At 63.0% G+C, this 25,981-nt stretch carries 16 protein-coding genes; 8 read left to right on the forward strand and 8 right to left on the reverse strand.

Annotation, left to right across the window (positions count from 1 at the left end):
* Window position 1 precedes the first annotated feature (1 nt).
* Window positions 2–517, forward strand: a complete 516-nt coding sequence (locus tag ACPTTC_RS04445) for an SRPBCC family protein (RefSeq protein ID WP_423391672.1) — start codon at window positions 2–4, stop codon at window positions 515–517.
* 46 nt (window positions 518–563) lie between these two features.
* On the opposite strand, the gene ACPTTC_RS04450 is transcribed toward ACPTTC_RS04445, so the two are convergent.
* The 6 genes from ACPTTC_RS04450 to ACPTTC_RS04475 all read right to left on the reverse strand — a co-directional run bounded on the left by ACPTTC_RS04450 (window position 564) and on the right by ACPTTC_RS04475 (window position 8,342).
* Entirely contained in the window at window positions 564–1,613 is a 1,050-nt protein-coding gene (locus ACPTTC_RS04450) for an ABC transporter ATP-binding protein (RefSeq protein WP_423391673.1), read from the reverse strand.
* A 28-nt stretch (window positions 1,614–1,641) separates the two neighbouring features.
* A complete protein-coding gene (locus ACPTTC_RS04455) occupies window positions 1,642–3,240 on the reverse strand; it encodes an ABC transporter permease (protein ID WP_423391674.1) in 1,599 nt (532 codons plus the stop codon).
* A gap of 2 nt (window positions 3,241–3,242) precedes the next feature.
* Window positions 3,243–4,277: an iron ABC transporter substrate-binding protein gene (locus ACPTTC_RS04460; RefSeq protein WP_174939444.1), complete on the reverse strand. Its 1,035-nt coding sequence runs from the start codon at window positions 4,275–4,277 to the stop codon at window positions 3,243–3,245.
* A gap of 65 nt (window positions 4,278–4,342) precedes the next feature.
* Window positions 4,343–5,665, reverse strand: coding sequence for an iron uptake transporter deferrochelatase/peroxidase subunit (efeB, locus tag ACPTTC_RS04465; protein ID WP_423391675.1), 1,323 nt, complete (start codon window positions 5,663–5,665; stop codon window positions 4,343–4,345).
* Window positions 5,666–5,676: 11 nt separating this feature from the next.
* Entirely contained in the window at window positions 5,677–6,810 is a 1,134-nt protein-coding gene (locus ACPTTC_RS04470; protein WP_423391676.1) for a hypothetical protein, read from the reverse strand.
* A gap of 65 nt (window positions 6,811–6,875) precedes the next feature.
* Window positions 6,876–8,342, reverse strand: coding sequence for a carbohydrate porin (locus ACPTTC_RS04475; RefSeq protein WP_423391677.1), 1,467 nt, complete (start codon window positions 8,340–8,342; stop codon window positions 6,876–6,878).
* 1,074 nt (window positions 8,343–9,416) lie between these two features.
* On the opposite strand from ACPTTC_RS04475, the gene ACPTTC_RS04480 reads away from it, so the two are divergent.
* Window positions 9,417–10,985 (forward strand): tetratricopeptide repeat protein, encoded by a 1,569-nt coding sequence (locus tag ACPTTC_RS04480; RefSeq protein WP_423391678.1) that lies wholly within the window; start codon window positions 9,417–9,419, stop codon window positions 10,983–10,985.
* Between the two features lie 1,221 nt (window positions 10,986–12,206).
* Here the strand turns inward: ACPTTC_RS04480 and ACPTTC_RS04485 are convergent.
* Window positions 12,207–12,917, reverse strand: a complete 711-nt coding sequence (locus ACPTTC_RS04485; RefSeq protein WP_175966830.1) for a response regulator transcription factor — start codon at window positions 12,915–12,917, stop codon at window positions 12,207–12,209.
* Between the two features lie 361 nt (window positions 12,918–13,278).
* On the opposite strand from ACPTTC_RS04485, the gene ACPTTC_RS04490 reads away from it, so the two are divergent.
* From ACPTTC_RS04490 to ACPTTC_RS04500, 3 genes are all read left to right on the forward strand, one after another.
* A complete protein-coding gene (locus tag ACPTTC_RS04490) occupies window positions 13,279–13,587 on the forward strand; it encodes an H-NS family nucleoid-associated regulatory protein (protein WP_423391679.1) in 309 nt (102 codons plus the stop codon).
* Between the two features lie 609 nt (window positions 13,588–14,196).
* Entirely contained in the window at window positions 14,197–20,172 is a 5,976-nt protein-coding gene (locus ACPTTC_RS04495) for a YadA-like family protein (protein ID WP_423393314.1), read from the forward strand.
* Window positions 20,173–20,207: 35 nt separating this feature from the next.
* Window positions 20,208–21,071 (forward strand): EAL domain-containing protein, encoded by an 864-nt coding sequence (locus ACPTTC_RS04500; RefSeq protein WP_423391680.1) that lies wholly within the window; start codon window positions 20,208–20,210, stop codon window positions 21,069–21,071.
* Window positions 21,072–21,342: 271 nt separating this feature from the next.
* Here the strand turns inward: ACPTTC_RS04500 and ACPTTC_RS04505 are convergent, their stop codons facing one another.
* On the reverse strand, window positions 21,343–22,026 hold the full coding sequence (locus tag ACPTTC_RS04505) for a GntR family transcriptional regulator (protein ID WP_423391681.1): 684 nt from the start codon (window positions 22,024–22,026) through the stop codon (window positions 21,343–21,345).
* A 557-nt stretch (window positions 22,027–22,583) separates the two neighbouring features.
* Between ACPTTC_RS04505 and ACPTTC_RS04510 the strand changes: the two genes are divergently transcribed.
* The 3 genes from ACPTTC_RS04510 to groL all read left to right on the forward strand — a co-directional run bounded on the left by ACPTTC_RS04510 (window position 22,584) and on the right by groL (window position 25,824).
* On the forward strand, window positions 22,584–23,354 hold the full coding sequence (locus tag ACPTTC_RS04510) for a response regulator transcription factor (protein WP_423391682.1): 771 nt from the start codon (window positions 22,584–22,586) through the stop codon (window positions 23,352–23,354).
* 489 nt (window positions 23,355–23,843) lie between these two features.
* Entirely contained in the window at window positions 23,844–24,137 is a 294-nt protein-coding gene (gene groES / locus ACPTTC_RS04515; RefSeq protein WP_175951513.1) for a co-chaperone GroES, read from the forward strand.
* A gap of 46 nt (window positions 24,138–24,183) precedes the next feature.
* Window positions 24,184–25,824 carry a chaperonin GroEL gene (gene groL, locus ACPTTC_RS04520; RefSeq protein ID WP_423391683.1) on the forward strand — a complete coding sequence of 547 codons (1,641 nt, stop codon included), beginning with the start codon at window positions 24,184–24,186 and terminating at the stop codon, window positions 25,822–25,824.
* Window positions 25,825–25,981: the final 157 nt, after the last annotated feature.

The following is a 25,981-nucleotide window of genomic DNA, read 5'->3' on the forward strand; positions in this document are numbered from 1 at the left end:
CATGGCGGAATACCGGTTCTCGACGATCTGGCGCGTGGACGCGCCGCTCGCGGTGGTGTGGGACGCGATCTACCAGGTCGACCGCTGGCCCGGCTGGTGGAAGGGCGCCGTGCGTACCGTCGAGATCGAACCGGGCGATGCGCGCGGCGTCGGCGCGCTGCACCGGTACACGTGGAAGGGGGCGCTGCCGTACCGGCTGACCTTCGACATGCGCGTGCGACGCGTCGAGCCGCCGCATGCGCTCGAAGGCCGCGCGAGCGGCGCGATCGAAGGTGACGGATGCTGGTCGTTCGTTGCCGACGGCGCACGTACGATCGTGCGCTACGACTGGCACATCCGCACGCACGCGCGCTGGATGAACCGGCTGGAGCCGTTCGGCCGCCCGCTGTTCCGTTGGAACCACGACGTCGTGATGCGTGCAGGTGCGAAGGGGCTCGCGCGGCTGCTGGGCGCGGCGGTCGAGACGGAGGGCCGGACGTTCCGGCCGTTGTCGGATGCGGGCTGCGCCGATGCCTGAACGCGTGTGAACGCGAGTAAAAGCGCGCAACGGCGGGCCGCGCCGCTCAGCGCGCGTACGCCATCACCGCGCCATCCACCACCAATGCGACGCGTTCGCCGACGGCCGGGCACCGGTGTCCCGGCACGCGTACGCGCACGAGTCCATCGAGATCGGCATCGAGGCGCACGAGCACGTCGGCGTCCTGGCCCGCGAACTGTGCGGCTTCGACGCGCGCCGTATGGCCGCGCGCCGCGTCGGCGTGCGTGACGGGCACGATGCCGATCTGCTCGGGGCGCAGCATCGCATCGGCCGGCCCGTCCGGCAGCGGCGCGACGAGCGGCAGTTCACCGAGCGCGCAGGCGATGTGCGTGCCGCGCACGTGACCGGCGAGCAGCACGGCCTGCCCGACGAACGACGCGACGTCGCGCGTGACGGGCTGCCGGTACAGCGTCTGCGGTGCGGCCGTCTGCACGAGCCGACCGTGCCACATCACCGCCACTTCGTCGCCGAGCGTCATCGCCTCGGGCTGGTCGTGCGTGACGAGCACCGATGTCGCGCCTGCTGCCGCGAGCGCATCCGCGACCGCGCTGCGGGTTTCGTGGCGCAGCGACGTGTCGAGCGCGGAGAACGGTTCGTCGAGGATCACGAGCGACGGCTCGGGTGCGAGCGCGCGAGCCAGCGCGACGCGCTGCTGCTGTCCGCCGGACAGCTGCTGCGGCGCACGGCTCGCATACGACGCGGGCAGCCCGACCATCTCGAGCAGTTCGTCGACGCGAAGATGGCGCCGCCGCGCCGCGCGCGGCAGACCGAACGCAATGTTGTCGGCCACCGACAGATGTGGAAACAGCGCGCCTTCCTGCGGCACGTAGCCGATCCGCCGCTGTTCGGGCGGCAGGTGCACGTCGGGCGCGGCCACGCGGCGGCCATCGATTTCGACGGTGCCGCGCTCGGCGCGCTCGAAGCCGCACAGCACGCGCAGCAGGGTGGTCTTGCCGCTGCCGGACGGGCCGAGCAGCGCGAGGCGCGAGCCGCGTCGCACCGTGAGGTCGATGTCGTGCAGGACGGTATGCGATCCGAACGATTTCGACAGGCCGTGGATGCGTAGTTCGCTCATGGGCGGTTCCGGGGAAAAAGGGCGGCGCTCAGTCGCGCACCGACGCGCGGCCGAGCAGCAGGAACAGCAGTCCCGATGCGCCGAGCGACAGCGCGACGAGCAGCGCCGCATAGGGTGCCGCGGCGGCGAACGCAAGCGTCGCCGTATCGCTCCACACCTGCGTCGCGAGCGTGCGGGTGCCGATCGGCGACAGCAGCAGCGTCGCGTTGAGTTCCGTCACGACCGAGACGAACACCATCGTCGCGGCCGCGCCGAGGCCGGGCGCCGCGAGCGGCAGCACCACGCGCGTGAGTGTCGCGCGCCAGCCGAGGCCCAGCGAGCGCGCGGTTTCCTCGAGCCGGACCTGCACGTGCGACAGCGCGGCGCGCACGCTGACGACCGCGAGCGGCAGGAACAGGATCGCGTAGGCGGCGACGAGCGCCGGTGCGCTCTGGTAGAGCGGCTGCAGCAGCCGCACCGTGATCGACACGATCGCCAGCGCGACGACGATGCCAGGCACGCCCTGCACGGTCATCGCGGTGCGCTCGAGGAGTGTCGCGACGCGGCCCGGATAACGGACCAGCAGGAACGCGAGCGGCAGCGCGAGCAGCGTCGTGACGGCTGCCGCCATCAGGCCATAGCCGGACGACGCAAGCGTGGCCTGCCACAGCAGCTCGGGCGACACGTCGGCTGGCGTGACGGCGGCCGCGCCCTGTTGCGTGAGCCAGTAGCCGATCATCGCGAGCGGCACGCCGAGCGTCGCCGCTGCGAGTGCGGCGAACGCGACGGTGACGGGGCCACGCAGAGGGCCGAGCGGATAACGCATCGCGACGCGGCGTGCGGCGCGGTGCGTATGACCGTAACGCGCATGGCCGCGAGCGCGTGCCTCGATCGCGAGGCACAGCAGGCACAGCGCGATCAGCACGCAGCCGAGCAGCGATGCGCCGCCGCCGTCGAACGCGGTGCGGTATTCCGCATAGATCTCGGTCGTGAACGTGCGAAAGCGCAGCAGCTGGAATGCGCCGAACTCGGACAGCACGCCGAGCGCGACGAGCAGCATCCCGCCGCACAGCGCGGGGCGCAACTGCGGCAGCACGACGCGAAAGAAGGTATGCCACGGCGAGCAGCCGAGCGTGCGCGCGCTTTCCTCCAGCGCGGGGTCGAGCTCGCGCAGCGCGGCGGCCACCGGCAGGTAGACGAGCGGGAAGTACGCGGAAGTCAGCACGATCAGCGCGCCGAGGAAATCCTGCAGGTCGAGGCTCAGCGACACCCACGCATAGCTCGTGATGAATGGCGGCACCGCGAGCGGCGCGGCCGCGAGCGCGGTCCACAGCGGCCGGGCGGGCAGGTCGGTGCGCTCGATGAACCACGCGAGCGCCGTGCCGAGCAGCGCGCACGCGAGGGTCGCGGCGAGCGTGATCGACAGCGTGTTGACCAGCAGTTCACCGACGAGCGGGCGCCACAGCAGCTCGATCGCATCGTCGATGCCGAAGGTGGCCGCGCGGTACAGCGTGAAGCCGAGCGGCAGCAGGATCGCGAGCGGCCCGCACGCGGCTGCGGCAACGAGCGCGCGCGACGGGCGCCGCCGTGTCGCGGTGCGCTCGCCGTCGCGCGCGGTGCTCGCCGTGCGGGACACGGCGTCGCTCATGGTCAGAGCAGGCCTGCCTGGCGCAGCAGCTTGCCGGCCTGGCTGTCGTCGCCGAGCTGTTCGAACGTCAGCGCCGGCGGGCTCAGTTCGTTGAACGGCTTCAGGATCGGATCGGGCGCGACGCCCGGATGCAGCGGATACTCGAAGCTGATATGGCCGCCGGCCATCAGTTTCTGCGCACGCTCGCTGACGAGATACGCGACGAACTTCTGCGCTTCCGGCTGGTGCTTCGATGCCTTCAGCACCGCGGCGCCCGATACGTTGACGGCGCCGCCGACGTCGCCTTTGCCGAAATGGTAGATCGCGCTGCGGGTCGACTTGTCGCCGAGCTCGGCGTGCAGGCGGTCCCAGTAGTAGTTGTTGATGATGCCGGTCAGCACGCCGCCGCGGTTGACGGCCGCCGTCACGCCTTCGTCGTCGTCGAAGATCTGCGCGTTGGCCTTCAGGCCCTTCAGCCATTGCAGCGTCGCGGCTTCTCCGTGCAGCGCGAGCACCGCGCTCACGAGCGGCAGGAAGTCGGCATCGCTCGGCGCGACGCCGACCTTGCCCTTCCATTCGGGCTTCGCCAGATCGAGCAGCGATGCGGGCAGTTGCTGCGGCTGGATTTTCGCGGTGTTGTAGACGAGCACGTTCTCGCGCGCGAGCACGCCGACCCAGTTGCCGTCCGCCGGGTTGAAGCGCGCGGGCACCGATTGCAGCGTGGCGCCGTCGGTCTTCGCGAACAGGCCCTTGCGGTCGAGCAGCACGAGTTCCGGCGAGTTCTCGGTGAAGTACACGTCGGCCGGCGTGCGGTCGCCTTCCGCGACGAGCTGCGCGGCAAGCGCGGGGCCCTCGCCCGAGCGCACCTTCACGGTGATGCCGCTTTGTGCTTCGAAGTCCTTGACGAGCTGGTTGACGACCTGCTCGTGCTGCGCGTTGTACAGCGTGAGCGTCGCGGCGTGTGCGCGCGCGGCGTGCAGTGCGCCGGTCAGCATCAGCGCGGCGGCCGCCGCGGAAATCAGGTGCCGCAGCGGGCGGCTAACGGGTGAAGTATTCATGTGGTTTCTGACAGGTTGCACCCGGACGCGCCGGGAAGATATGCGTTGGCTTGCGTTGTGCGTCGTCATGCCTCGAACAGCGCGGCGCCGATGTACGAACCCGGTTGCGCGCCCGGCGGGCACGCGAAGATCGCGCTGCCGACGTGCGTGGTGAACTGGTTCATGATGTCCATTTTCGAGAGCTTCTCGTTGATCGGAATGAAGCCCTTGCGCGGGTCGCGCTGGTGCGCGACGAACATCAGCCCCGCGTCGTACTCGGTCTGCTGGCGCCACGGCGGCCAGCGCTCGATGTAGAAGTTCGTGCTGTCGTTGTACGAGTACGCGCGGCGCAGGATCTGCGCGCCGTTGTTCAACTGCGGCGACGCGAGGCGCGCGTGCGAGTTGTCGGGGATCACCGGGTTGCCGTCCTTGTCGGTCGCATCGAGATCGAGTGCCTCGAACTCGTTCTTCTGGCCGAGCGGCGCGCCGCTGTACTTGTGACGGCCGACCACCTGCTCCTGGAAGCCGAGCTCCGTGTTGTCCCAATGCTCGAGCGTGATGCGGATCCGGCGCACGACCGTGTAGGTGCCGCCGTTCATCCAGGCCGGGCCTTCGCTGCCGGCCCACACGAATTCGTTCATCGCCGCCGGATCGGACATCGGCGGATTCATCGTGCCGTCCTTGAAGCCCATCAGGTTGCGCGGCGTCTCGCCGGGCTTGCCCGACGTGAAGCCGGCCTGGCCCCAGCGCATCTGCGTCGCCTTCGCGCCGAGGCGCACGAGCTGGCGCACCGCGTGGAACGCGACCTGCGCGTCGTCCGCGCACGCCTGGATGAACAGGTCGCCGCCGGTCTTCTCGGGCAACAACTGGTCGCCGTTGAAACGCGGCAGGTCGACGAGCGCGGCGGGGCGATGCTTCGCGAGGCCGTAGCGGTCCTTGCCGGCGAGCGCGAACAGGCCGGGGCCGAAGCCGAACGTCAGCGTCAGGCGCGCGGGGCCGAGGCCGAGCGCGTCGCCCCCGTCGGCTGGCGCGACTTCGTCGCCGCCCGTCGCGGCGAGCGGCAGCGCGGTGTCGCCGCGCGTCATCCGCGCGGCGGCTTCGGTCCAGGTCTTCAGCAGCGCGATGACGTCCGCGCGCTGGGCCGTCGTCAGGTCGAGCGCCGCGAAATATGCGTGGCGCTGCTGCGGCGTCGCGATGCCGCTCTGGTGCTGGCCGTAGAACGGCTCGACGGCGTCGTGCGCGGATGCGGATGCGGATGCGGGTGCGGGTGCGGGTGCGGTGGCGGGCGCATCCGCGGCCTTCGCGGCCGGGATCGACGCCGCCGCGAGGCCGGCGGCCACCGCGGCGCCGCCCGCCTTCAGGAAGCCGCGCCGCGCGGGGCGTGGCGGCTGCTTGGAATCGTCTGACATGGTGGCCTCCGTTACTTCGCGAGCAACAGCGTGTTCACGTCGTCCGCGACGTAGTAGAAGCCGTCGCCTTCCGGCGTCATGGCGATGCCGAACAGGTTGCCGTTGCCGGGGGGCGTCTGCGCCTTGTCGGTATTGATCCAGCGCGCGTAGATCTGCTTGCCGGCGACCGGGTCGATCTCCACGACCTGGCCGTTCTGCGCGTTGGTCGCGAGCAGGTGGCCGTTCGGTGCGGTCGCGAGCGCGAGCGGGCGGCGCAGGAAGCCGTCGGCGGTGACCTGGCGGCCGACGCCCGCGCTGGTGTCGCGCGTGAGCGGGTCGTCGATCTCGACGATGCGGTTGCCGATCGCGTCCGACACGTACAGCTTCTTCTGGTCGCCGGACAGCGCGAGGCCGGTCGGGCCGACCAGGAACACGCCCTTGTCGGCCTGCGCGCCGAGGCCGCTCGCGACGACCGTTTCCTGCTTGATCACGGGCGGCTTGCCCGCCGGCACGTCGAGGTCGAGACGCAGCACGGTCGCCTGCTTGTAGACGGGCGGATTGCCGTCCGCGCCGCCGACGCCGAAGCCGGCCATGCTGACGAACAGCGTCGCGCTGTCGCCGCGGTCGACCACGGCCATGTTGCCCCACGGGTCGTTGATGTTCGGCGTCGACCACGTCGAGGCGATCTTGCCTTGCGGATCGAGCACGATCAGGCAGCCGGCGCCCTTGGTGTTGGTCGTGCCGTCGTTGCTCGGCGTGCTGCCGACGATCACCCAGCCGGATTTCAGCATCGTCATCGCCGTCGACAGGCCGACGCCGCCCGGGCACGCCTTCAGGTCGCGCGGGATCGACGCGAACAGGCTCAGCTGCTTCGTCGACGGGCGGTAGTTGACGATCGTGCTGCCGGTGCCTTGCAGGTTCGCCGAGTTGTTGAAGTTGTCGACGAGCACGTCGCCCGCCTGGATCGTGCCGGCCGACACCGGCGCGACCGCGATCGCGTACGGGTTCTGGTCGCCGTTGTCCGGCACCGTGTTGACGAGCGTGATGTGGCGATGCAGCGTTTCGAGGAAACCTTGCGGCTCGGCCAGCGCGCCGGCGGCGGCCGTCAGTGCGGCGGCGGCCAGTGCGCCCGTCGCGAGGCGGCGAAGCGGGGCGGATGGATTCATGTGAGTCTCCTGGGGAGCGCGCCGTCCGGGCGGCGCGCGAAAAATGGGCAGCGTGGGCGCGTCGCTCAGAACGTGATCGTCGTACGCGCGCCGAGCACGAACGTGTTGCGCAGCGGCTGGGTCGCGTCGCTCGGGTTCTGGCCGGCGCCGGCGTTGAACGTGTACTGCGCGTCGGCCTGGACGATCCACCACGGGTTGACCTGGTACTGGTAGGTCGCCTCGAGCGTCGTCTCGCGGGTGCGCACGCCGTACGGGCCGGTCGCGAACGTCCGCGCGGCCTGGTCGAGGTCGGTCACGTGGCTGCCGACCTGGATGTACGTGACGCCGAGGCCGACGCTGTCGTTGTCGCGGCCTTCGAACGGCGCCTTCAGCACGATCCCTGCGTTGGCCGAGAAGCTCACCAGGTTGCGGTCGCCCGGCGCACCCATCACGCGTGCGAACACGCCGAGGCTTTTCGCGCCGCTCGGGTCGGGGCGCCAGATCATCTGGTCGGCCACCGCGTAGAAGCTGTAGTTGCCGTGGTGTTGCTGCGCGTCGCCGTTCGATGCGGGATCCGAGAGCGACAATCCGTCGGTGCCCACGTTCTGGTCCGCGAAGCGGCCGTTGTGATACCAGACGCCGATCTTGTAGGTGCCCGGCAGCCCGTTCGAGCGGCCGGTGTCCATTTCGCCGTCGGCCGGCTGGTTCAGCGCGTACTGCAGCTCGCCGATGTAGAGCGCGCCGTTGTGCAGGTTGAAGTTGGTGCCGCTGAGGTTGCTCGGGTTGTTGCCGAGCGGATCGCCGTCGAACACGCCTGCGAGCGCAGTGAGCTTCGGCGTGATCTGCGCGCGCACGCGCATGCCGAGGCCGGCGAGCGGGTACGCGGGACCGCCGTTGGGCAGGTCGTACGAAGGCAGTGCGGGCCAGCCGAACATCGTGTTGACGAACGTGTTCGCATACGTGCTGACCATGAATTCCTGGTCCAGGCTCTGCTGGCCGATCTTCACGTCGACGCGCTTGTCGAGGAACGACTGCTGGTACCACAGCTCCCACAGGCGCGTCGTGCCCTGCGCCTCGATGCCGCTCGCGGTATTGAGCGTGCCGAGGTTCCGTGCACTCAGGTTGGTGCCGTGGATCTGCAGCGCGCTGACGTTGAAGGTGCCGCCGGCCAAGCCGATCGCTTTCTGCGTGTCGACCGTCAACGTGGCTGTCGTCAGTCCGTCGTAGGCACCGCCGCGGTTCAGGCCGCCGCGCAGGTTCGCGAGGTATTCGCTGGTTTCGGTGATCTGCAGCGTCGCGCCGTACTTGCCGAGCCACGGGCGGATGCCGCCCATGTCGCCGAGCAGGTTCTGGCGGGTCCAGACGCCGGTCCACATGTTGGTCGGCTTCGCCTGGATCGCCAGGTCGGCCTCGGGTGCTTCGGGCTGCGCGTCGACCGGCACTTCGGCGAAAGCCGTGCCGCTCGCGAACGACGCGCACGCGAGGATGGCCGCACAGGCGGCGGGGCGCATCCGGGCGCGGACGCTGTCTCCCTGGGACGACGCAAACTTCATATCAAATCCGTGGTTCTATTTAGTGTGGAATCCTGCTTGTCGGTCGCTGTCCGGACGCTCGGCGCCGATTGGCCGGAGCATGAAGATGAACGCAACGCGGCGCATCGTAGGAGTGTCAAATGGGAAAGTCAATGTAAACGAGAATGATTCGCATTAAATTACTGAATGTAATCCAAGGGCTTACGGACAGCGGGTATTACGCGTTTAGCAGAGAATTGAAACGTAAATATCGGCGTAATGAAAATGAATGGTCTGACGCGGATCGATAGATTAGCGAGGGGCGGCGCTAGAGACATCCGGCGCGCGCCAAGTGGCGCGTTCCAGAGGACGGAATCGGCGTCGCTATTGAGGTTCATTATGCGATGTCACCGGCCGCACGAACTCCGTGCTTTCCCGGTGCGCAAACAGGCCGGGTGAAATTCGCGAACCGTGCGAGCCCGCCGGCTGTGCGTGCGGCCGTTCGTCAGGGTTTGCGTTGTAAGGGTTTATTTGTCGTATTCGTGCGGGGTTCCGACGGTTGATGTTGAGGCTCGTTCAGATTCGGACGGACCTTGTTGCCGAAGCGAGGCTTCCGGACGAGGCGCGCTTCCGTCGTTGAGCCGATCGTTCGCTTGCTTTTGAATGGCCGGTTCTCGCAGGCCGGTGACGATGATCGCCGAAGGCCGCAAATGATCCCTCTTTCTGAATGTGACAATCGTTCAAATCTCGCCGTGTGCGGACGCGTACCATCGTCAGTGCTCTGTTACCGGAGCACTTCCCCTCGGATTTGACGCCAAGCTCGCGCTTGGCTTTTTTTCCCATCGGGGATTCAGCGGAGCGGGATGCCGTTTGTCCGCGTTCGGGCACAACCGATCTCGGAATATTGTTTGTCTAGCCAAGCACTGAGGCACGCTTGTCTTCGACCTGACACGTCGACGTTAGAAGGATCCCCGCGGAAATTGCGGGTTTCCGACGCGCGCGCCGCGCAGCGCGGGAAATCAGCATTTGTTCGATGGTGGATATCCAGTGGCTATGTTCTGATTCCGGGTCGTGCTGCGGAATGCTCGCTACCGCGGGTTGCTGATCGGAGTTCCTATGGGATCGAGTATCGACGATGTCCAGTTGTGCTATGAAAAGTCCGTTGACGCTTATAACGCTGGCCAATTTGAACTTGCTCTTCATCTCGTCAATGACGTTCTGAAGGCATACCCCTCAAGCGGTGACGTCCTGCATCTGAGAGGGCTGATCGCTTTTTCATTGGGCAACGCCGAGGAGGCCGAGGACTGGTTCAAGCGGGCTATCGACGTGTCTCCCAACGCCGTCTTCTACAACAGCCTGAGCGTGGCGCAAGTCCGATTGAAGGCGTTTCAGCAGGCGGCAGCAAGCGCGCGAAGCGGTCTGGCGTTTGCCGAAGATCACCAGCCGGACCTCGACACTTCGAAGCTGTTGTACAACCTGTGTATGGCCTTGGTGCTGGACGACAAGCCGGAAGACGCCATCGATATTTGCCGACGCACGATCGAACGAAATCCGGCACGTTCGGATGCCCATACCAATATGGGAGTGTGTCTCAGACTGTTAGGCGAGACCGACCTTGCGATCAATGCGTATCGTCGAGCAATCGAGTTGGATCCCAGAAATCTCGCAGCCCACGGCAATCTCGGATATGCACTGCTTCGCGCCGGTGAATATAGGGAAGCCTGGCCATATTTCGAACACCGGTGGGCAACCATGCAGGCGGACGATTCGCCTGCCGGGGTCAAGCCTCCGGCCCTGCCGATCCGTCGGTGGCTGGGGCAAGGGCTGCCGCCTGGCGAAAACCGCCTGCTCGTGCTGGCCGAGCAGGGCTTTGGCGATACATTGCAATTTTGCCGATATCTCGAAATGGCACTCCGGCAATTCACGGCAGTTGGTTTCTTATGCCCGAAGCCGCTGCGCCGGTTGCTGACCGATTCGCTCTGCTCCCGGTGGCCAAATCTGACACTGCTCGACGACAAGCCATTCAACGCACTTCGGTGGGACTGGTATTGCCCGCTCCTGTCGCTGCCGATGGCCTACGGAACGCGAGTAGACAACATCCCCGCCGGCCTGCCTTATTTGTACGCCGATCGGCGGCGTTCACAAAAATGGTCATTGAAAGTGGCGACGTTGCGGCCAGGCACCTTGCCACGGATCGGGGTGGTCTGGGCGGGAGGGCATTCGGGCACGCCCGATGATCGCCGGCGTAGTATCAACCTGGAGACGATGGCGCCATTGCTTGCGTGGCCTCACGCGCACTGGATCAGCCTGCAGAAGGCGGATGACAGTTCGAAAGCGCTATCCCGCGAGAAGTATCCACACGTGGTCGACTGGATGCACGAGGTGAGGGATTTTGCCGATACCGCGGCCCTCATCGACACGCTGGATCTTGTCATTTCCGTTGACACCGCGGTCGCCCACCTGGCCGCAGCCATCGGCAAGCGCGTGTGGTTACTGAACCGGTACGCGGGCTGCTGGCGCTGGTTGCGCGATCGCGACGATAGTCCGTGGTATCCCGGCATGCGAATCTTCACTCAGGCCACGCGTGGAAACTGGACCGAAGTAATCGAACGCGTCTTGTCTGAGCTGGCGTTCACCGCCACGACTTCGTCGACGGAGATGAAGTCAAATGTTGCTGTTGCGTGAGGCGTATCGGCGTGAGTAGTTGGCAAGTAGAACAATCGGAACGGCTACCCGGATCATGCCGAATGACGGCTTCCAGGCGTTTCTGACGACCGTGTCGGGCGACTGCTGGCCAGTTGTGACTGTTCGACGCAGCGCATGGGTCGTCGGCATTCCGATCCAATCAGCCGATGTTTCGATGTCTTTGGCAGAGTCAAATTCGTGAGTAATGTTATCTGTATTCCTAATAAAAAATGGGTGGAACATTAAATCTGGCCTCATCCATGGAAGTCTACGACGAACCTATTTGGGGACAACGGGTGGCCCCACGGGAGATGCGTTCAGGCATCGTCGAAAGGTCGGGGCAGCCGTTGGGCATTGGAATCGAGTCGACGCTTCGACGCGTGGTTCGAGCGTTCGTACGTGGATTTCCCGGTGCGGATCGATCGGCACATTCGGACCAACGGTGCAGTGGTGGCGCTGACGTGAATAGAGCGATATTCGGCATGTGCGGTCTGCTGATCTGCGGACTTGTCGTGGTACTGGTGATCGTTCTGGAAACGGCGCCGAAGCCGCAGGAAAAGATCGCGCAAGCGGCAAAGCCAGCGAAGGTGAAGTGAAGATGCGTGTTCTGTTGACATTGTGGGGGAGCGCGATCGCACTGGCTGTCTGCGTGGCCTGGCTTGCCGATCGCCCCAAACATGGTGAGCCCGTGCCGCTTGCGTCTCGACTGATTCAGGGCTCGACGAAGTCGATCATCACGCCGTCGCGCGAGCCGGCTCGGTAACGATGGCTCGAGCCGTCTCCAGTCCCGGTCGCGATCGATGCGACTCGTGGCTTCCGATTTGAGGTTGAAAAATGAAAGATTCCCTGTATCGAATTCTGAGCGTCACGGCACTCGCCTGGAGGTTGACGGTACCCGAAGGGAGGGAAGCGATGGTCAAGGGCACGTCGATTACTGACCGCTGTATCTTGCAACCGGCGTAGGGCTTGCGCGGTGGCACGATCGCCTGACTGCAGACGCGCCGTGCTTGCCGGTCAGCCGAACTAGCTGCGACAGCATCATGATCACGGCGCGCTGCAGTCAGTCCCGGTTGCTTGCGGCTCGCAGTTGGATTCCTCGATCGCGTATGGCGTCTGCCGTATCGGTCGTTGAGGCGTGTTGAGTTCGAACCGCCTATGTCGTTGCTGTAATGGCGTCGGAGGGTACGCGGCGCCAAGTGTCGAGAGCGTTGCGGTAAGCCGCTATTCCGCATCGTCCGGGGGGCTGGGATCGAGCAACTCCAGCCGATAGCCGTGATTGTAGACAGCGCGAAGTCGAACACCGTTCTCGGGGCCGATTCGCAGCTTGGAACGCACCCGATAGATGTGTGTATCGAGCGTCCGGGAAATGTGGTCGCTATGGCGCCCCCATATCGACTTGATCAATGCGTCGCGTGGCATCGCGCGACCGCAATTTTGAAACAGCGCAACGGCGACGTTGAATTCTCTCGACGTCAGTTTGATCGGCTCGTCACTCAGGAATACGGTTTCGGTCAGGAGATCCAGACGATAGCGACCGATGCTGATCGATGTCGGCGTCGAGTTCACCGGATAGGCCCGCCGCAGGAGCGCACGGACTCTTGCGACCAACTCATGGCGACGGACGGGTTTGACCATATAGTCGTCAGCGCCTGCATCAAGCGCAACGACAAGTTGCTCTTCGCGCACTCGATTCGTCAGGAACAACACGGGGAGGTCTCTGCCGACGCGTGCGCGAATCCAGGCAAGGACCTCCAGCCCGGAAATATCCGGCAAGTTCCAGTCGAGCACGATCAGGTTGAAGGTATCGGTTTCGAGGAGGCGTATGGCTTCCGCGCCGCGGGTGGCGCTTCGGACATCGAACCCTTCGCCGATCAGGGAATCGCGGATAAACGCCGCCTGTGCTGGCTCGTCGTCAACGGCAAGAATTTTCATTGGCACCATTTTTGTCGTGTTGCTCAAATCCGTGCATGCCCTCGTGCATGGGTCGGCCTGTATTTCGGATTTAAGCGAAAGTGAATTGAAATATTCTGCTTGGGCGTTGTATGGCCGGATGGCAGGATTGATTTGCGAAATAGAGTGACATTCTTGAGCGCTTTTTTTGTCAACTTTTATGAACGGAACGGATATTGGGGTGCGATTGATGTGTGACAAATGTTGTCAATCTCTACTCGGCATCGATATAGCATGTTCCATATAGATTGTCGGGCGGCTGCGAGTTCAGGTGGCGGAATGTTTTCGTGTTGTCGACTCGAACGTTGCTAATTTTTATGTTTTACGAGATGTAATTATATAAATGCGCAACCTGGAGTCTCATCGGCGTTATTTGGAGAAAATGGCGAAGCTGGAGTCTCGAATTGCTGAAGAGCGGCGAGCGGCCGCCGAGGCGATTTTGCTCGAGATTAGATATTGCGTCCGTGAGTTCGGATTTTCTCCTGAGGATATTTTTACGGTCGATATCCTGCGCCGTGCGACCAAACGGCGGCCGCGTTATTTCGATCCGGTCAGCGGGGCGACATGGTCCGGGGTAGGGCGCGCGCCCGAGTGGATTCGCGATAAGGATCGAAAGCAGTTTGAGATATCCAATTTCGAGCGTGACGATTGAGTACGCGGGTTTTCACGATGATACGAAGGTCGCGTGTGCATGTTTCCAGGTGTTGCGCCGGCAAGTGTGACGGTATGAAGGGCTGCCGATCTCTGAGGTGTTTCGATCATGATCCATCTTTTAATGAAGATCGGTATTGATGTTGGTGTCGGGAAGTAAATATATGTTCTCGGAATGAAGCGTGCGGCAAGTTTCTCTGCTGTCGCGTGCTTGATGGGATTGCCCGTCGAGACGATTAATTCGTTTCCAGATATATAGAAATAATTCTCGTGATTTTCACGCGATGGAAATGGCGTGCCTGCAAGGCAGGGATGAGAGTCGCCGATTGCCAAGCGTGGTCGTTCCAGCAGCAAACACTTTTTGTGTCTTTGTCAGTAGTCGATGAAATAAGCATTCGGCATGCCGTATAGCGCTATGCCGGCATGGCACTGCACGACATTTTCGGCAACGGCCTGACGGGCGAAGGGCGGGTGCCGGGTGCAGAGGCATAAAAGTCGCCCGCGATGAACTTCCCCGCGGGGCCGTGGGGAAGTGTGTTTCTTTCACAAGAGCCGCAGTTGTTTTGGGTGCGAATTCAGATCGGCCGGACAGAACAACAGGGAGATCAAAATGAACAAGATTTACAAGAGTGTCTGGTGTGAGAAGACGGGTACCTATGTGGCCGCGTCGGAAATTGCGAAAGGGCGAAGGGCTGGCGGGACGAGCGCCGTAGCGGGGGTGTTGGCTGCTGTGGTGTTGGTGGGTGGGGGATTCTTCACGCCGTCGGCCGTGTATGCCGCTGCATTTGTCGTTTGTGGCAATGCATCGACCACTGGCTACACTCCGACGGGCGAGCAAACCAGCTATAACATGGGTTGCGTCACTGGCAGCGACGTGCTTTTCATGGGCGGCACTTCAGCGGGGCCTGGAGCCAATTCGGCTGCTAGCACGTCGTCCACATGGATCACTGTCAACAACGCCACGACAGCAAGTCCGAGCCTCACCGGCTCCATACCGGGGCAGTCGATCGAACTGTATGCACCGGGAAACATCATCCTGAATGGCAGTAACGTCAGCGTATCCGGTTACAAGATCACCAACCTTGGGGCGGGGTCCATTTCCGCTACCAGTACGGACGCGGTCAACGGCAGTCAATTGTTCTCGCTGTCGACGTCGACGTCGACGGGCTTGTCGTCGGCGAATAGCTCGATTACCTCGCTGTCCACCTCCACGTCGACAGGCCTGTCGTCGGCGAACAGCTCGATCGGTTCGCTGTCCACCTCCACGTCGACAGGCCTGTCGTCGGCGAACAGCTCGATCGGTTCGCTGTCCACGTCCACGTCGACAGGCCTGTCGTCGGCGAACAGCTCGATCAGCTCGCTGTCGACTGGCTTGAGCTCGACGGTTAGTACGGTGTCGTCGCTGTCGACGTCGACCTCGACGGGGTTGTCGTCGGCCAATAGCTCGATCACGTCGTTGTCCACGTCGACGTCGACGGGTTTGTCGTCGGCGAATAGTTCGATCACGTCGCTGTCCGCGTCGACGTCGACGGGGCTGTCGTCGGCGAATAGTTCGATCTCGTCGTTGTCGACGTCGACCTCGACGGGCTTGTCGTCGGCTAACAGTTCGATTTCTTCGCTGTCCACGTCAACCTCGACGGGCTTGTCGTCGGCGAACAGTTCGATCTCCTCGTTGTCCACCGGCCTGAGCTCGACGAATAGCACGGTGTCGTCGCTGTCGACTTCGACGTCGACCGGTCTGTCGTCGGCCAACAGCTCGATTTCTTCGCTGTCCACGTCGACGTCGACCGGCCTGTCGTCGGCTAACAGTTCCATCTCCTCGTTGTCCACCGGTCTGAGCTCGACCGACAGCACGGTGTCGTCGCTGTCGACTTCGACGTCGACCGGCTTGTCGTCGGCGAATAGCTCGATTACGTCGCTGTCCACGTCGACCTCGACCGGCTTGTCGTCAGCGAACAGTTCGATCTCCTCGTTGTCCACGTCGACCTCGACGGGCATCAGCTCGTTGTCGACCGGCTTGTCGTCGGCCAACAGCTCGATTTCTTCGCTGTCCACGTCGACGTCGACCGGCCTGTCGTCGGCTAACAGTTCGATCTCCTCGTTGTCCACGTCGACCTCGACGGGCATCAGCTCGCTGTCGACCGGCTTGTCGTCGGCCAACAGTTCGATCTCCTCGTTGTCCACATCGACTTCGACGGGCATCAGTTCGTTGTCGACCGGCCTGAGCTCGACCGACAGCACGGTGTCGTCGCTGTCGACGTCGACGTCGACCGGCTTGTCGTCGGCCAACAGCTCGATTTCTTCGCTGTCCACGTCGACGTCGACCGGCCTGTCGTCGGCTAACAGTTCGATCTCCTCGTTGTCCACCGGTCTGAGCTCGACCGACAGCACGGTGTCGTCGCTGTCGACTTCGACGTCGACCGGCTTGTCGTCGGCGAATAGCTCGATTACGTCGCTGTCCACGTCGACCTCGACCGGCTTGTCGTCAGCGAACAGTTCGATCTCCTCGTTGTCCACGTCGACCTCGACGGGCATCAGCTCGTTGTCGACCGGCTTGTCGTCGGCCAACAGTTCGATCTCCTCGTTGTCCACATCGACTTCGACGGGCATCAGTTCGTTGTCGACTGGCCTGAGCTCGACCGACAGCACGGTGTCGTCGCTGTCGACCTCGACCTCGACGGGCCTGTCATCGGCCAACAGTTCGATCTCCTCGCTGTCCACGTCGACCTCAACGGGCATCGGCTCACTGTCGACTGGTCTGAGTTCGACCGACAGCACGGTGTCGTCGCTGTCGACTTCGACGTCGACGGGCCTGTCGTCCGCGAACAGCTCGATCACGTCGCTGTCGACTTCCACATCGACCGGCTTGTCGTCGGCCAATAGCTCGATCTCCTCGTTGTCCACGTCGACTTCGACGGGCATTAGCTCGCTGTCCACTGGCTTGAGCTCGACCGACAGCACGGTGTCGTCGCTGTCGACGTCGACATCGACGGGCCTGTCGTCCGCGAACAGCTCGATCACGTCGCTGTCGACTTCCACATCGACCGGCCTGTCGTCGGCCAATAGCTCGATCTCCTCGTTGTCCACGTCGACTTCGACGGGCATCAGCTCGTTGTCGACCGGCCTGAGCTCGACGGATAGCACGGTGTCATCGCTGTCGACGTCGACGTCGACCGGCTTGTCGTCGGCTAACAGCTTGATCTCTTCATTGTCCACGTCGACCTCAACGGGCATCAGCTCGCTGTCGACCGGCCTGAGCTCGACGGATAGCACGTTGTCATCGCTGTCGACGTCGACCTCGACCGGCCTGTCATCGGCCAACAGTTCGATCTCGTCGTTGTCCACATCGACTTCGACGGGCATTAGCTCGCTGTCCACTGGCTTGAGCTCGACCGACAGCACGGTGTCGTCGCTGTCGACGTCGACATCGACCGGTTTGTCGTCGGCTAACAGCTCGATCTCTTCGCTGTCCACGTCGACCTCAACGGGCATCAACTCGCTGTCGACCGGCCTGAGTTCGACCGATAGCACGGTGTCGTCGCTGTCGACGTCGACGTCGACCGGGTTGTCGTCGGCCAACAGTTCGATTTCTTCGCTGTCCACGTCGACCTCGACGGGCATCAGCTCGTTGTCGACCGGCCTGAGCTCGACCGACAGCACGGTGTCGTCGCTGTCGACGTCGACAGCGACCGGGTTGTCGTCGGCCAACAGTTCGATTTCTTCGCTGTCCACGTCGACCTCGACGGGCATCAGTTCGCTGTCGACCGGCCTGAGCTCGACCGATAGCACGGTGTCGTCGCTGTCGACGTCGACATCGACCGGGTTGTCGTCGGCCAACAGTTCGATTTCTTCGCTGTCCACGTCGACCTCGACGGGCATCAACTCGTTGTCGACCGGCTTGAGCTCGACAGATAGCACGGTGTCGTCGCTGTCGACATCCACGTCGACCGGTCTGTCATCGGCGAATAGCTCGATTTCGTCGCTGTCCACGTCAACCTCGACGGGCCTGTCGTCGGCGAACAGCTCGATTACGTCGCTGTCTACGTCGACCTCGACCGGCTTGTCCTCGGCAAACAGCTCGATCTCCTCGTTGTCGACGTCGACTTCGACGGGCATCAGCTCGTTGTCAACGGGGCTGAGTTCGACCAATAGCTCGGTGGCATCGCTGTCGACTTCGACGTCGACCGGCTTGTCGTCGGCCAACAGTTCGATCTCCTCGCTGTCGACGTCAACCTCGACGGGCATCAACTCACTGTCCACCGGCCTGAGCTCGACCAACAGCACGGTGTCGTCGCTGTCGACCTCGACATCGACAGGCTTGTCGTCGGCCAACAGTTCGATTTCTTCGCTGTCCACGTCGACCTCGACCGGCCTGAGCTCGACCGACAGCACGGTGTCGTCCCTGTCGACGTCGACGTCGACCGGGTTGTCGTCGGCAAACAGCTCGATTTCTTCGCTGTCGACGTCAACCTCGACGGGCATCGGCTCGTTGTCGACCGGCCTGAGCTCGACGGATAGCACGGTGTCGTCGCTGTCGACTTCGACGTCGACCGGCTTGTCGTCGGCCAACAGCTCGATTTCGTCGCTGTCGACGTCAACCTCGACGGGCATCAGCTCGTTGTCGACCGGCCTGAGCTCGACCGACAGCACGGTGTCGTCGCTGTCGACTTCGACGTCGACTGGCCTGTCATCGGCGAACAGCTCGATCTCCTCGTTGTCGACGTCGACTTCGACGGGCCTGTCGTCCGCGAACAGCTCGATCACGTCCCTGTCGACTTCGACATCGACAGGCCTGTCATCGGCCAACAGCTCGATCTCCTCGCTGTCCACGTCGACCTCGACGAGCATCGGCTCGCTGTCCACCGGCCTGAGCAGCACGAACAGCACGATCCTGTCCCTGTCCACCTCGACGTCGACCGGCATCGGCTCGCTTTCCACGGGCCTCAGCTCGACCAACAGTTCGATGACGTCGCTGTCCACGTCGACCTCGACCGCGATCGAAGCCGCGAAGACGCACTACTACAGCGTCAACGATGGCGGTACGGCAGGGGCGAACTACGCGAACAGCGCCGCGACGGGTATCTACTCGCTGGCCGCCGGCGTCGCCGCAACTGCCGCGGGCGCCAGCAGCGTCGCGGTCGGTAACGGCTCGAACGCGCAATCGGACGGCGCGGTCGCGATCGGTCAAAGCGCTTCGGCCACCGGCGGCAAGGCCGTGTCGATCGGCTCCGGCAACACCGCGAGCGGCGACGGCGCGGTCGCGATCGGCGACCCGAGCGTCGCGACGGGCACCGGCGCAGTCGCGATGGGTGCAAACGACACGGCGACCGGCACCGGTGCAGTGGCGCTCGGCAACGCGAACACGGCAACCGGCAACGGCGCGCTCGCACTGGGCAGCTCGAGTCAGGCCACCGCGGACAACACGATCGCACTGGGCAACCAGGCCACGGCCAGCGCCATAGGCGCACAGGCCTACGGCTCGGGCGCCACGGCCAGCGCCACCAACGCGCTCGCGTTCGGTTCGAACGCCACCGCGAACGTCGCCAACTCGATCGCGCTCGGCGCGAACTCGGTCACCGGCAACGCGATCGCGGTGTCGAGCGTCACGGTCGGCGGCGTCACGTACCCGGTCGTCGGCACCAATCCGGTGGGCGTCCTGAGCGTCGGTGCGCCGGGCGCGGAACGCCAGATCACGAACGTCGCTGCCGGCCAGGTCTCGGCCACCAGCACGGATGCGATCAACGGCAGCCAGTTGAACGCGACGAACCAGGCGGTCAACAACCTGTCGACGTCGACCGCGACGAACGTCGCATCGCTGTCGACGGGGATCAACTCGCTGTCGACGGGCCTGAGCGCGACCAACAGCAACGTGTCCTCGCTGTCCACATCGACGTCGACTGCGATCAACGCGCTGTCGACATCGACGGCGGCCGGCATCGGTTCGCTGTCGACCGGCCTGAGCACGACGAACAACAACGTGGCCTCGCTGTCGACCGGCGTAACGAACATCAACAACCAGTTGAGTCAGCTTTCCACGTTGATGACGACGAATACGACGAACGCCGCCGGCGTCGCCGCCGACATGAACGGCACCGGCACCGACAAGCCGACCGTCACCGCCGGCTCGAACTCGGTGGCGATCGGCGCGAATTCGACGGACGGCGGCCGACAGAACGTGGTGTCGGTCGGCAGCGACACGCAGCAGCGCCAGATCATCAATGTGGCCCCGGGTACGCAGGGCACCGATGCGGTCAACGTGAACCAGCTCAATGCGGTGCAGTCGACGCTGTCGACGGCACTGTCGGGCCAGCAGGCGCAGATCAACTCGCTGGGTTCGCAACTGCAGCAGACCGACCAGATGGCGAAGCAGGGTATCGCGGCCGTCGGCGCGATGGCGTCGATCCCGCAGCTCGATCGCGACGCCAACTTCGGGGTGGGGTTGGGTACGTCGACCTTCCTCGGCCAGAAGGCGATGGCGGTCAACATGCAGGCCCGCATCACGGACAACCTGAAGGCGTCGCTCAACGGCGGCTTCAGCGGCGGTCAGCGGGTGATCGGCGCCGGCATGCTGTACCAGTGGAAGTAGTCGCATGTTGACGCACGGCCGACGGAAAGGACGGTGTGGGAGCGACGCTGTATCGGCAGGCACTGCGATGCCGAGCGTGTGCATGGGAGATCGCGGTGGATGCTATGGCCGTGCATTGCAGTACTGATGATCTTGTCGAAGACGCGGAGCGTGGATTGGCTCGGAAAGAGTTCTTTTTCGTCTATCAGCCCAAGCTCCGCCTTCAATCGGGATTGCTGTCCGGATTCGAGTCGTTGATACGCTGGCATCATCCGGAACGTGGTGTGTTGATGCCGGCAGCGTTTATCGACCTTGTCGAGAATTCGCATCTGACACGCCGATTTACGGATTACGTGATCGATGAGTCTGCGCGGGTGCTTGCTGGTTGGGCTGCACTCGGATACGAGAACTTGTCTCTGTCTGCAAATTTTCCTGCTCGTGAGATTACCCGGGAGGGGTTGGCAAAACGCTTGTCTTTTATTCTGGATTCGCATGCCGTGTGTGCCGCGAATTTCCAAATTGAACTGACGGAATCCATCGATCCGGGTCCGATCGACACACTCGCAGCAGCTATCGCTCCGATTCGGAGGATGGGAGTGAGCGTTGCAATCGACGATTTTGGTTCGGGGTGTTGGTCGCTGAGCAAGTTGCATCGTCTCGAAGTGGATACGCTCAAGCTGGACCGGTCTTTCATGCGCGACGTCCACGAGAACGTCGAATCGAGAACCATGGTCGAAACGCTCGTCGAGCTCGGGACCCGCTTGGGAAAGCATGTTGTCGTCGAGGGCGTTGAAACCGAGGCTCAATTTTCGTGGCTGCGAGCGATGCCCCAAATTGATTGTCAGGGCTACTATATTTCGGAACCCGTTCGAGAGGCGCAGGTGGAAGGGCTGATCGAGCGGTGCGGAATCGCGCGTTGATGGCACGGCGACGCAAGTGCGGGTTGCGACGGGCGTGATCCCATCAATATCAGAACAGGATCGTCGTCTTCACATCGCAGTCATCGCGTTGCACGCGCCAATCGTCAGTCGTGACGTCGAGGCGCTGACGTATGTGCGGCGTTGAGTTTGCGCGGCATACGCCAGGCGTGGCGGCCTGCTCGCTTCATCGAGCGTGTGAAATAAGAACGCGATGTAAAGATGAGAAGGCACCGCCCAGGTCAATGCGTTGAATGGCGGCAGCGGCGCGTTGTCAGACCGCGATTCGCGGATGATTCGGCTCGAAATCGCGGGTGAAACAGTCTCGGGTGAATGCGTCTATATAGTCCATCATCAAGTCTGATGAAACCCCGGCTTGCTGCTCGTCGCCGTCGGCTATCGCGCGTGCGACCCGCGTGTGCTGCAGGCTTGCGGTCGGCAAGTCATTCAATTGCTTGTGATACATGAAGTAAAAGCGGCGCGACAACGCATGTAATGGCGCAATGGCCTCGGCGGCGAAGCGATTTCGCGAAAACTGCGCGGTAAGTTGATTGGCCACGTATACGCGCCTCAAGTAGGCGACGACGTCGCGCGATTCGCCTGCCACGTCGAGTTCGTCAGCGACGTCGCGGATCTGCGCGCGTTCCTCGGGCGAGGCGCGCCGCGCAGCGCGCTGCGCGATGAGGCGTTCCAGTTCACGGCGTGTTTCGAGCACGAGCAACTGATCGTGAATGTTCGGCACGGTAATCATGATGCCGTGACGCGGAACGACCTGAACGAGATGCGAAGCAGCCAATCGTTGTACGGCCTCTCGAACGGGCGTTCTCCCGGTATTCAGCTTCTCCGCAAGCGACGCCTCCGACCAGACACTGCCGGGCGCGAGTTCCAGCGTCACGATGAGTTCTTCCAGTTTCTGGTGAGCCTGTTCGGCAAGGGTGTTACCCGTCAGTCCGTTCATGTGCCTAAGCGATCGCCAAAAGAATATTACTAACATATTAGAGCGGGCGTCCCCTGTTTTCAACTCGAGGCTAAAAGGGTCAAGGTTAGGGAACGGGTTTACCCCCTTTGATCTCGGGCAAGTGCTTCGATATTCTACTGATATGTCAGTAACATCTGACTGACATGCTGACGCGGGATGGGTCGCGTTGCATCCAGCGACGACGAATCGGTTCGACTCATTGCCGGCTCGAGGGCGGGATTGAAGGTCGTCAACAAGGGTGCCGGAGTGCTTGGCAGTTTCGCGATGAGACGCTTGTGACGTTCTGCTAACCGGTATCGCCCGTGCCGTTCGTCGGCGCCAGGTGCATGGCGGGGAGGCGTACTTTTGAAAATAGGGTGGCGGATCAGGTTGGAAGGCTGTGGACTGATCGGGTTTTGAGGTTGGTGTTGAGGTGAGGCTGGTTTCAATCGATCGGCAGTGGTTAAAAATAAGACGTCAAGTTTGTACTGGTGTATCCGTGCGATCGATTTGGTGTGCGATGTAAATCATTCGAGTCGACGAAGGCTGGGGGTGTTATGAGTATCTTGTTGGTGGAAGGGGATCCGGGTCAGGCGTCAGCCTTTGAAAGGGCGCTGCGAGGGACGAATCGGGAAATTTTCCGGGTGTGCGATAGCGCGAGAGCCGTCCGGTATCTTAAAAGGGAGATGGTCGAACTCATCGTGCTCGATTGGCGAATTCCGGATGCCGATGGCCTGAATTTGTTGCACTGGATTCGGGCTAACGTCGGAGCCGAACCGGCCGTCTTGTTCCTGGCTGCGAGAACGCTTGAAGCAGATGTCGCTGCCGCGCTGGACGCAGGCGCCGACGAGTACATCGGTAAGCCGTTCCGCGAGATCGAGTTGGCCGCTCGCGTCAATGCGCTGTTGCGTCGAAAGGGCCGCAACAAAAAACTCGATGGCAGGGTCGAGATCGGCGCGTATGTTCTGAATCCGCTTGCGCGTACTATCACGCTACACGGAAAGATCATCGATTTGACGGCAAAGGAATTTGCGCTGGCAAATTTCTTGTTCAATAACATCGGGAACGTGCTTTCCCGGGATTTGTTGTCGACGCTGGCGTGGGGGCGGGCGCTGGATGGGACATCCCGGAGTCTCGACACCCACATCTATCGACTCCGACAAAAACTGGTGCTTCGTCCGGAAAACGGGCTGCAGTTGTGTGCCGTGTATACGCATGGCTACCGGCTGGATACGGTCGACAAAGGTTCGACGGTGGAACGTTTTGCGGTCCCTGGCCATGTGTCGCAGCGTGCCGTTTCCGAGCGTCCGGTGCCTGCGCTGCTGTAGAAAATTCAGGTGGATTCGTCGGTCCAACGGGGCGAGGGGGCTGCCGCGCGTTCGCATCGCGAGCGCAACGGAGCGTCCGCGCCCCATTTAATTTGTTTGGATGCGGCTTGTTGTACGGGATTTCCCTGAGGTACTGTGGCCGCTGCGGGGGATCCGTGACGGCGGCTCGGGCAAGCGGCTCGAGGCGCCTTCTCAGCTCACATCGGCTCTCACGTGTGGGCCTCTGTAAGTCATTGTTTTTGTGGAACATATCTCCGCTCCTCCTGCATCGTCCTGATCGTCCCGGGCACGCGGCCAAGTGATCAAGGCTCAAAGCCGGGCGCGCCTCGCCGGCCCGAAAAAAAACCGCCGATCCCCCTTCTTGAATTTGTCAAAACCCGTCCATATAATTAGCACTCGCTGCACGAGAGTGCTAACAATTCTCTGCCAGGCGCCAAGCCGGGCAGATTCCCTAAGCGTTCTTCAATCTCAGTCAAGAGAGGAGTGAATATGAACCTTCGTCCTTTGCACGATCGCGTGATCGTCAAGCGCCTGGATCAAGAAACCAAGACCGCCTCGGGCATCGTGATCCCCGACGCCGCAGCTGAAAAGCCGGATCAGGGCGAAGTCCTGGCCGTCGGCCCGGGCAAGCGTGACGACAAGGGCGCGGCAATCGCGCTCGACGTGAAGGTCGGCGATCGCGTCCTGTTCGGCAAGTACGCAGGCCAGACCGTGAAGGTCGACGGCAACGAACTGCTGGTCATGCGCGAAGAAGACATCATGGCCGTGGTCAACGCCAAGTAAGCGTCCACCGACGGTACATATTCCCAAGAATTCAAGGAGTTAGAAGATGGCAGCTAAAGACGTCGTATTCGGCGATTCCGCCCGTTCGAAGATGGTCGAAGGCGTGAACATTCTCGCCAACGCAGTCAAGGTCACGCTGGGTCCGAAGGGCCGCAACGTCGTGCTCGAGCGCAGCTTCGGCGGCCCGACGGTCACCAAGGACGGTGTGTCGGTCGCGAAGGAAATCGAGCTGAAGGACAAGCTCCAGAACATGGGCGCGCAAATGGTCAAGGAAGTGGCTTCCAAGACCAGCGACAACGCAGGCGACGGCACGACGACGGCAACCGTCCTCGCGCAATCGATCGTCCGCGAAGGCATGAAGTACGTCGCATCGGGCATGAACCCGATGGACCTGAAGCGCGGCATCGACAAGGCAGTCGCAGCGGCTGTCGAAGAGCTGAAGAAGATCAGCAAGCCGTGCACGACGAACAAGGAAATCGCACAGGTCGGCTCGATCTCGGCGAACAGCGACACGTCGATCGGCGATCGCATCGCTGAAGCGATGGACAAGGTCGGCAAGGAAGGCGTCATCACCGTCGAAGACGGCAAGTCGCTGGCCGACGAACTCGACGTCGTCGAGGGCATGCAGTTCGATCGCGGCTACCTGTCGCCGTACTTCATCAACAATCCGGAAAAGCAAGTCGCCGTCCTCGACAACCCGTTCGTGCTGCTGCACGACAAGAAGGTGTCGAACATCCGTGATCTGCTGCCGGTGCTCGAGCAAGTCGCGAAGGCAGGCCGTCCGCTGCTGATCATCGCTGAAGACATCGAAGGCGAAGCGCTCGCAACGCTGGTCGTCAACAACATCCGCGGCATCCTGAAGACCGTTGCGGTCAAGGCGCCGGGCTTCGGCGATCGTCGCAAGGCGATGCTGGAAGACATCGCGATCCTGACCGGCGGCCAGGTGATCGCGGAAGAAACCGGCCTGACGCTCGAGAAGGCAACGCTGGCAGAACTGGGCCAGGCGAAGCGCATCGAAGTGGGCAAGGAAAACACGACGATCATCGACGGCGCAGGCGAAGCCGCGAGCATCGAAGCACGCGTGAAGCAAGTGCGCGCGCAAATCGAAGAAGCGACGTCGGACTACGACCGTGAAAAGCTGCAAGAGCGCGTGGCCAAGCTGGCCGGCGGTGTTGCAGTGATCAAGGTCGGCGCAGCGACCGAAGTCGAAATGAAGGAAAAGAAGGCACGTGTCGAAGACGCACTGCACGCAACGCGCGCAGCTGTGGAAGAAGGCATCGTGGCAGGTGGCGGCGTTGCGCTGATCCGCGCTCGCACCGCGATCGCAGGCCTGACCGGCGCTAACGCCGACCAGAACGCCGGCATCAAGATCGTGCTGCGCGCCATGGAAGAGCCGCTGCGCCAGATCGTCACGAACGGCGGCGAAGAAGCCAGCGTCGTGGTGGCGGCAGTTGCTGCAGGCCAGGGCAACTACGGCTACAACGCGGCGACGGGCGAGTACGTCGACATGGTCGAAGCCGGTGTTGTCGACCCGACCAAGGTCACGCGTACCGCACTGCAGAACGCAGCTTCGGTTGCAGGCCTGCTGCTGACGACGGACGCAGCTGTTGCTGAACTGCCGAAGGAAGACGCTCCGATGCCGGGCGGCATGCCGGGCGGCATGGGCGGCATGGGCATGGACATGTAATCGACTTCGGTCGATGGTGTCCGGAGCGCGCAGCGATGCGCGTTCCAGCCAAAAGAAAAGACCCGCAGCGATGCGGGTCTTTTTTTATGTGCGCACATTTCGATGCATGCGCGGGGTGGCCGAAGATGCCGCGCCCCAAGGCCGTGACACGGGCAGC

The sequence above is a fragment of the Burkholderia mycopellens genome (assembly GCF_964265025.1).
Lineage (GTDB): Bacteria > Pseudomonadota > Gammaproteobacteria > Burkholderiales > Burkholderiaceae > Burkholderia.

Bases quoted from the DNA above. Each gene is read 5' to 3' on its own strand.
- ACPTTC_RS04445 (WP_423391672.1), top strand. From the start codon at position 2: ATGGCGGAATACCGGTTCTCGACGATCTGGCGCGTGGACGCGCCGCTC.
- ACPTTC_RS04450 (WP_423391673.1), bottom strand. From the start codon at position 1,613: ATGAGCGAACTACGCATCCACGGCCTGTCGAAATCGTTCGGATCGCAT.
- ACPTTC_RS04455 (WP_423391674.1), bottom strand. From the start codon at position 3,240: ATGAGCGACGCCGTGTCCCGCACGGCGAGCACCGCGCGCGACGGCGAG.
- ACPTTC_RS04460 (WP_174939444.1), bottom strand. From the start codon at position 4,277: ATGAATACTTCACCCGTTAGCCGCCCGCTGCGGCACCTGATTTCCGCG.
- efeB (WP_423391675.1), bottom strand. From the start codon at position 5,665: ATGTCAGACGATTCCAAGCAGCCGCCACGCCCCGCGCGGCGCGGCTTC.
- ACPTTC_RS04470 (WP_423391676.1), bottom strand. From the start codon at position 6,810: ATGAATCCATCCGCCCCGCTTCGCCGCCTCGCGACGGGCGCACTGGCC.
- ACPTTC_RS04475 (WP_423391677.1), bottom strand. From the start codon at position 8,342: ATGAAGTTTGCGTCGTCCCAGGGAGACAGCGTCCGCGCCCGGATGCGC.
- ACPTTC_RS04480 (WP_423391678.1), top strand. From the start codon at position 9,417: ATGGGATCGAGTATCGACGATGTCCAGTTGTGCTATGAAAAGTCCGTT.
- ACPTTC_RS04485 (WP_175966830.1), bottom strand. From the start codon at position 12,917: ATGAAAATTCTTGCCGTTGACGACGAGCCAGCACAGGCGGCGTTTATC.
- ACPTTC_RS04490 (WP_423391679.1), top strand. From the start codon at position 13,279: ATGCGCAACCTGGAGTCTCATCGGCGTTATTTGGAGAAAATGGCGAAG.
- ACPTTC_RS04495 (WP_423393314.1), top strand. From the start codon at position 14,197: ATGAACAAGATTTACAAGAGTGTCTGGTGTGAGAAGACGGGTACCTAT.
- ACPTTC_RS04505 (WP_423391681.1), bottom strand. From the start codon at position 22,026: ATGAACGGACTGACGGGTAACACCCTTGCCGAACAGGCTCACCAGAAA.
- ACPTTC_RS04510 (WP_423391682.1), top strand. From the start codon at position 22,584: ATGAGTATCTTGTTGGTGGAAGGGGATCCGGGTCAGGCGTCAGCCTTT.
- groES (WP_175951513.1), top strand. From the start codon at position 23,844: ATGAACCTTCGTCCTTTGCACGATCGCGTGATCGTCAAGCGCCTGGAT.
- groL (WP_423391683.1), top strand. From the start codon at position 24,184: ATGGCAGCTAAAGACGTCGTATTCGGCGATTCCGCCCGTTCGAAGATG.